The following is a 6,848-nucleotide window of genomic DNA, read 5'->3' on the forward strand; positions in this document are numbered from 1 at the left end:
CCCCCGCGCCCGGCAACGACAGCGGCGCCGCGTCCGGCCGCCCGGAACAGGCCCGGGAGGCGTTCGCCGCCCAGGAGACGTTCATCGCCCCGGGCGGCCTCGTCCACGACGCGACCCTGGTCCACGACGGGCCCCTCGTCCACGACGCGACGGTCGTCCAGCCGGCCGTCGACCCCGGCGGACAGGCCCCCCACGCCCCCGGTACCGGGCAGCCCGCCTACGACCCCTGGACCGGCGACACCAACGCCTACGCCTACGACGGGAGTTACGGCCGGCCGCCCGCCGCCCCCGACACGGCCTACACCGCCCCCTACCCCGACGGCACCTACCCGCAGTACGGCGAGGACCGGCCGCAGACGGCGCCCTACGCCGACCCGTACGCCGTCCCCCAGCAGTACGCCGCGCCCTACGACCCCTACGCGCCGTCCGATGTGTTCGGCGGCCGCTCCTACGCCCCCCAGGGATACGGCGACCCGGCGCAGCACCACCAGGACTACGCCACGGACACCCCGCCCGGCGGCGTCTGGGTCCCGCAGCAGCGCGACGGCCAGCACCCGCCCGAGCAGCCCCCGTACCCGCAGCACGACGACGGGCAGCAGTACCGGTACTGAGCCGGGAACGGGGACGGGTTGACGGGGTGTCGGCTCGCGGGCGTGGTGCCCACGGAGGTCTCCGGTGACGGGCACGGCGCCGTGAACGACCGGCCGGGCCGGCGAGCCGACCCGCCCGCCGGAGGCGGCCGTCACCCCGGGTGGCGGGCCGCCCGGGAGCCGTGTGTCACGTCGAGCCGTGCCAGTCGTCGCCGTTCACGATCAGGCCCGCGACGATCGCGCCGGACATCCCGGCATGGGCGAGCCCGCCGCCGGGGTGGGACCAGCCGCCGACCGCGTAGAGGCCGGGTATCCGGGTGCGGTTGGCGGGCCGGAGGAATCCTCCGTCCGCTCCGGCGAGCGCGGGGGCCGGCAGCAGCGTCTCCTCCGTGGGCGGCAGTACCTCCCGCCACAGCAGCCGCTCACGAAGCCCGGGAACGACCGCCGAGGCGCGCTCCATGAGCCGGTCGGCGGCCGCGGCGACGGCGTCCTGCCGGGCCTCCGGGCCGCAGGGGGCGACCGTCGCCGTCAGCGTCACGGCCTCGTGCTCGTCGTCGGGCCGGGTGGTGTCGTCGTCCGGACGCAGCACCGTGACCGTCGGCCGCTCGCAGCCGGGGCCGTCGCCGAAGACGGCCGCCAACTCGGCGTCACGCTCCGGGGCGTGCACGACCGTGCGGTGCACGGCGTCCGCGGGCCGCGGGCCGCGCAGCGCCAGGCACACCGTCAGCCGGCCGGGCGCCCGCCCGCCGGCCCACGAGGACGGCCTCACGTCGTCCGGGCCCCACGGCTCCGCCCCGCCGAGCAGCGTGGAGACCCGGCCGGGCGCGACGCCCGCGACCACGATGTCCGCCTCGTGCGCCCGCCCGTCGGCCAGCTCCACCCCGGCCGCCCGGCCCTCCTTCACGGTGATCCCCGTGACCTCGGCGCCGAACGTGAACTCCACCCCGCGCTCCTCGCAGCGCGTGTACAGCGCCTCCGCCAGCGCCCGCATGCCCCCGCGGACGTACCAGCTGCCGAAGGTCTGCTCCATGTACGGCAGCACGGCGGCGCTCGCCGGGGCGGCGCGCGGATCGAGCCCGTACGCCACCGCGTGGCTCTCCAGCAGGGCCACCAGACGAGGGTCGGACAGCTCCCGGCGGGCGATCTCGGCGAGGGTGGCGGTCGTCGGGCCCTTGCCCCGGCCGAACAGCCCGCGCCGCCGTACGGCGGGATAGGGGTCGCGGCCCAGCACCCGCCAGTCCTGCCACAGGGGCTCCTCCAGGAGCGGACGGCGCATCGCGTCCCAGGCGTCCCGGGCGCGGTTGACGAGCGCGCCCCAGCGCTCGCCCGCGTCACCGCCCAGCGCCCCGTCCAGGGCCGCGGTGACTCCCGCGCGCGAGGCGTTCGGCAGCGTCACCGACGTGCCGTCCGCGAAGACATGGCGGCTCGCGGGATCGACCTGGGTCAGCCCGACGCGGCTCTCCAGCGACTCCCGCCCCGTCTTGAGGAACAGATCGCGCTGCACGGCCGGCAGATGCAGCAGCGACGGCCCCGTGTCGAAGGTGAAGCCGTCCCGGGACAGCAGCCCCACCGCCCCGCCGAACGTCGTACCGCGCTCGAAAACCGCCACCCGGTGGCCCGCGACGGCCAGCCGGGCAGCGGCCGCCATCGCGCCCGTGCCGGCGCCGATCACCGCAATCCGTGCCATGCCTGCGACTGTATCCGCAGCCACCGACAACGCCCGCGCCGACGGCCGCTCAGGGCGCCGGCACCCCCGCGTCCCGGGCCGCGACCAGCCGTTTCTCCTCGCGCCGCTGCCGCCGGCGGCGCAGATGACGACGGATGCGCGACCACAGGAAGACCACCACGGCGACCCCGGCGAGCAGCAGCAGACCGGCGATGACCGCCGCGGCCACCGGATGGAACACCGCGAACACGATGATCCCGGCGACCCCCAGGTCCTCGGTCAGGCTCAGCACGATGTTGCTCGCCGGCTCCGGGGAGGTGTTGGCGGCGATCCGCGTCCCCGCCTTGACCAGATGGCTCACCAGCGCCGTCGAGCCGCCCACGGCGCCCGCCGCCAGCTCGGGCAGCGACCCGCTGTGCCCGGCGAGCAGCGCCGCCACCACACCGCCCGCGACCGGCCGGATCACCAGGTGCACGGCGTCCCACACCGAGTCCACGTACGGGATCTTGTCGGCGACGGCCTCGCAGAGGAACAGCACACCCGCCACGATCAGCACATCAGGGCGTTGCAGCGCCTCGGGCACCTCGTCGGTGGCGCCCGTCATGCCGAGCAGGCCGAGGAGCAGGACGACGGCATAGGCGTTGACGCCGCTCGCCCAGCCACTGGTGAAGACCAACGGAAGTACGGACACGCGCACGAGGGTAGGCCACCAGGGACGGACCGCGCTGGTGCTCACCGGATGAGTACGCGTACTCAGACGCCGAGATGAGTAGGTGCGCGGATGGGCCGGGGACCGCCCGGACGGAAGAGTGGGGATCACCGAAGGGAAGCGGCACCGCACCGCCGGCACGGGGCGGCGGAACGGTGCGGCAACCCGGAGGTGACGGGGGAAGCACGGGGGACGACGGGGGAAGCGCCGCCCTGGTCGGATCGATGGGGGAACGATCCGCGCCAGGGCGGCGTGCTGCGTGCGCCGTACCGCGCGAGGTCTCAGCCGCGCTGCTCGGCGCGGCCGCTCACCCGCCCCTGGAGGAGCCGCGACAGCGCGGCGTGCACCTCGTCGAGCGAGCGGTCGGGCTGGTAGGACTGCCAGTCCAGCGCCGCCACCAGCACCATCCCGAACAGCGCCGACGCGGTGAGCGGCACATCGATCTCCTCGCTCAGCTCACCCTCGTCGACCGCCTTCCGGAGCACTCCCTCCACCACGGCGACGGCCCGCTCCCGTACCACCATGAGGGTGGACTGCCAGGCCCGGTTGGTGCGCCACAGTTCGGCCACGTAGAGCTGGGTGAGCGCCGGGTAACGGGAGATGAAGTCCAGACCGGCACGGATCATCGCGTCCAGGGCGTCGACGCGGCTGCCGCCCCGCGCGGTCACCTCGTCACCGGCGGCCTGCAAGGAGGACGCCAGCAACTCGATGCCGTGCCGCAGCAGCTCCTCGAAGAGGACGTTCTTGCTGGTGAAGTTGTAGTACACGGTGCCCTTGGCGACGCCGGCGCGTTCGGCGATCTCGTCCACGGTGGTGGCGGAGAAGCCTTGTTCCGCGATGAGGGTGACCGCGGCCTCGAAGAGTTTGCGCCGGGTGGCGTCGCGACGCGTGCTGGAGCTGTCCATGGGGCCGATTGTGCCGGTGCCGTCCGTCCGCGCGCTCACGGGTTCACTCCCGGCGCAGTGTTCTCACCCGTCACCCGCGGCGCCAGGTCTCGGTCGCGGCCGTGAGGTACCCGGCCGGGGCGGCGCGTGGCGGCGGTCGTGCTCCTGCCCGGCGGGACGTTCCCCCGATCCCGTAGTAGCCGCGAACGTGCAGGTCAGCGCGATTGTCAGTGGTGTACTGCACGATGAGGACAGACAGCCGAACCGGCTTGCGACGACAGGAGGTTCGTCATGGCAGTGCGTCCTACCGCGGGCAGTCGTGCCGCGTACGGTCCCCCGAGCGATGTCCACCCCGTCCTGCGGCGTACCACGGCACCACCCGCCGCCCTCGACCTGCTGGCCAAGGCCCGGCACGCCCTCGACGAGGCGGCCGCCGCCGGCACCCCCAACGAACGCTTCGCCACCGCGCATCTGGCCGCGCTGCGCGCCGCGGCCGCCGTCCTGGCCGTCCGCGCCAGGCCGGAACCCGCGCCCCGCCGCCCCGGCGCCTCCCGGCGCAACCGCCACGTGATACGCCCCGCCTGGGAGGTCCTCCCGGAGGTCGCGCCGGAACTCGCCGAATGGAGCGCCCTGTTCGCCTCCGGCGCCGACCGCCGGGCCCGGGCCGAGGCCGGCATACCCGGCGCGGCCGGCCATCGGGACGCCGACGGCCTCCTCCGCGACGCCGCGAGGTTCCTGCGCCTGGTGGAACGCATACTGCTCCTCCAGCCCGTCCTCCCGGACCAGCGGGCGAGCTGATCGCGAGGACTACCGGGCACATGGCGGGGCGGGCTCCCGCCTCGGCGCGGGGCGCGGGATGCCGCTCCGGCTCCCGCGCCGGCGCCCCGTCCGCCCGTACGAAGCCGTGCGCGGGCGTCGGACGGGGAGCACGGTGCGGGACGCAATAGGGTGGTGAGCGCCTAGATGTTCTGCCCCCGCGAGGAGCCACCCGCCGTGTCTGACCCGCTGCGCCCGCGCGCATCCCTTCGTACCGCCGTGGTCTGGGAGGTCCTCAAGGACGCCTTGGAGCGCCGGGCCGAGGCCGCCGGACGCGACGCCCTGGACGTCCTCGACACCGGAGGCGGCAGCGGCAAGTTCGCCGTCCCGGTGGCACGCCTCGGCCACCAGGTCACCGTGGTCGACCCCAGCCCGAACGCCCTCTTCGCCCTGGAGCGCCGTGCCGCCGAGGCAGGCGTCGCGGACCGGGTACGCGCCGTGCAGGGCGACGCCCGCGGCCTCTTCGACGTCGTCGAGCGCGGCGGTTACGACGCCGTGCTCTGCCACGGGGTCCTGGAGTACGTCGACGACCCCGCCGAGGGCGTCCGCAACGCCGTCGGCGCGCTGCGTGAGGCCGGCACGCTCAGCCTGCTCGCCGCGGGCCTCGGCGGTGCCGTCCTCGCCCGCGCCCTCGCCGGTCACTTCACCGAGGCCCGCCAGGTCCTCGCCGACCCGGCCGGACGCTGGGGCGAGGGCGACCCGGTCCCGCGCCGGTTCACCGCCGACCAGCTCACCGAGCTGGTCTCCGCCACCGGCCTCCGGGTCGGCGCGGTGCACGGCGTACGGATCTTCGCCGATCTCGTTCCCGGCGTGCTCGTCGACACCGAGCCGGGCGCCTTGGACGCGTTGCTCAAGCTGGAGGCGGCCGCCGCGGAGCAGCCCGCGTTCCACTCCGTCGCCACCCAGCTGCACGTCCTCGCCGAGCGCGACTGACCCCGGACGGTGGCCGACCCGCGCCCGCGGGCGGTCACCGGCCACCCGATCGGCCCCGTCTGCCCGTATGATCGGAGAACGACGTTCCGGCATGACGGATGGGCGGGTGGGGAATGCAGGCAGCATCACCACCGGCCGCCTCGGCGGCCCGAACTGTGCAAGGGCACTGTGCAATGGCGCAGAGGGGCGGGTTTCACGGGGGCGAATCCCTGCCTATCCTGAAGGGGCCGCACCCGGTCGCCCCCGCGACCGACGAGTAGGAGGACTCCGTGCCGCTCTCGGAGCACGAGCAGCGCATGCTCGAGCAAATGGAGCGAGCGCTGTACGCCGAAGATCCGAAGTTCGCGACAGCGCTTGAGGGAAGCGGGCTGCGTACGTACACCCGGCGACGGGTCTACCAGGCGGTGGTCGGCTTCCTCGTGGGAATCGGCCTGCTCATGGCCGGTATGGTCGCGCAGATGATCTGGGTCAGCGTGGTGGGTTTCCTCGTCATGCTCGGCTGCGCGGTGCTCGCCGTCACGGGGTGGCGCAAGGCCCCCAAGCCCGGTGAGCGCAAGGCGGGCCGGTCCTCGGTGGGCGGTGGTCCCGCCGCGGGCCGCCAGGCCAGGTCACGCCGCTCGATGATGAACCGCATCGAGGACCGCTGGCAGCGCCGCCGCGACGAACAGGGCCACTGAGCAGCACTTCCGGTCACTGACCGGCCCCTGCCCCCGGGCGGACGCACACGACGTGGTGTTCACCCGCCGTTGCCGTCGATGCCTCCCGGCCCCTGCTCGTGCCTTTGCCGATCGCGTCGGCACACCGCGCGGGGCGGGCACATTTCGTGTCGTCGGTCGCACGCTCTGTACGGCTCCCCTCGCGGGGACGGCCCCGTATCCGCGAGAGGGAACGGGACCGGTGCGCGCCTCGGCTGGAAGAAACCTTTCGGCCGAGGCGCTGGCACGTGGGTCACCGGCGCGTGCGCCCGGGTGGACGGAAGCGGGGGAGTGGTGAAGCGACCGTAGGCAGGAGCACGAAGGCGCCCGTCCGGCGAAGGCCGGAGGGGCGCCGTTTTGCGTTGCGGGCGGGTTGCGGGCGGGGAACCTGACCACGTCCCGTCCGTCCCAGGACGCCGACCCGGTATGGGCGCTGAGGAGCGCGCACGCATGCGGCAGCCCCAGCGCCAGGGCTTCCCCGGCCCCGAGCCGCCCGCCCCGACGGACGGCCGCGCCCCGCACCCGGCCCGTCGCCCCCTACGCCCGCCCCCGCCC

At 74.9% G+C, this 6,848-nt stretch carries 6 protein-coding genes and 1 pseudogene; 4 read left to right on the forward strand and 3 right to left on the reverse strand.

The genetic code is table 11. The features are described 5' to 3' along the window. Nucleotides 1–611, forward strand: a pseudogene (locus tag AC51EU_RS24855) (hypothetical protein); the annotation flags it as partial. A gap of 166 nt (nt 612–777) precedes the next feature. Here the strand turns inward: AC51EU_RS24855 and AC51EU_RS24860 are convergent. From AC51EU_RS24860 to AC51EU_RS24870, 3 genes are all read right to left on the reverse strand, one after another. Then, nucleotides 778–2,277 carry a phytoene desaturase family protein gene (locus tag AC51EU_RS24860; RefSeq protein ID WP_496269298.1) on the reverse strand — a complete coding sequence of 500 codons (1,500 nt, stop codon included), beginning with the start codon at nt 2,275–2,277 and terminating at the stop codon, nt 778–780. A 49-nt stretch (nt 2,278–2,326) separates the two neighbouring features. Beyond that, nucleotides 2,327–2,947, reverse strand: a complete 621-nt coding sequence (locus tag AC51EU_RS24865; RefSeq protein WP_496269299.1) for a DUF4126 domain-containing protein — start codon at nt 2,945–2,947, stop codon at nt 2,327–2,329. Between the two features lie 299 nt (nt 2,948–3,246). Beyond that, the gene (locus AC51EU_RS24870) at nt 3,247–3,870 is read right to left on the reverse strand and encodes a TetR/AcrR family transcriptional regulator (protein WP_496269300.1); all 624 of its coding nucleotides are present in this window, start codon (nt 3,868–3,870) and stop codon (nt 3,247–3,249) included. Between the two features lie 270 nt (nt 3,871–4,140). Here AC51EU_RS24870 and AC51EU_RS24875 point away from each other — a divergent pair, with 270 nt between their 5' ends. The 3 genes from AC51EU_RS24875 to AC51EU_RS24885 all read left to right on the forward strand — a co-directional run bounded on the left by AC51EU_RS24875 (nt 4,141) and on the right by AC51EU_RS24885 (nt 6,275). Next, the gene (locus AC51EU_RS24875) at nt 4,141–4,647 is read left to right on the forward strand and encodes an SAV_6107 family HEPN domain-containing protein (RefSeq protein ID WP_496269301.1); all 507 of its coding nucleotides are present in this window, start codon (nt 4,141–4,143) and stop codon (nt 4,645–4,647) included. 195 nt (nt 4,648–4,842) lie between these two features. Beyond that, entirely contained in the window at nt 4,843–5,598 is a 756-nt protein-coding gene (locus AC51EU_RS24880) for a class I SAM-dependent methyltransferase (RefSeq protein ID WP_496269302.1), read from the forward strand. A 269-nt stretch (nt 5,599–5,867) separates the two neighbouring features. After that, a complete protein-coding gene (locus AC51EU_RS24885) occupies nt 5,868–6,275 on the forward strand; it encodes an SCO2097 family morphological protein (protein WP_496269303.1) in 408 nt (135 codons plus the stop codon). Nucleotides 6,276–6,848: the final 573 nt, after the last annotated feature.

It is taken from the genome of Candidatus Streptomyces philanthi (genome assembly GCF_059553635.1).

Excerpts from the sequence above, each read along its gene's own strand:
- AC51EU_RS24870 (WP_496269300.1), bottom strand. The coding sequence starts at position 3,870 with ATGGACAGCTCCAGCACGCGTCGCGACGCCACCCGGCGCAAACTCTTC.
- AC51EU_RS24860 (WP_496269298.1), bottom strand. The coding sequence starts at position 2,277 with ATGGCACGGATTGCGGTGATCGGCGCCGGCACGGGCGCGATGGCGGCC.
- AC51EU_RS24875 (WP_496269301.1), top strand. The coding sequence starts at position 4,141 with ATGGCAGTGCGTCCTACCGCGGGCAGTCGTGCCGCGTACGGTCCCCCG.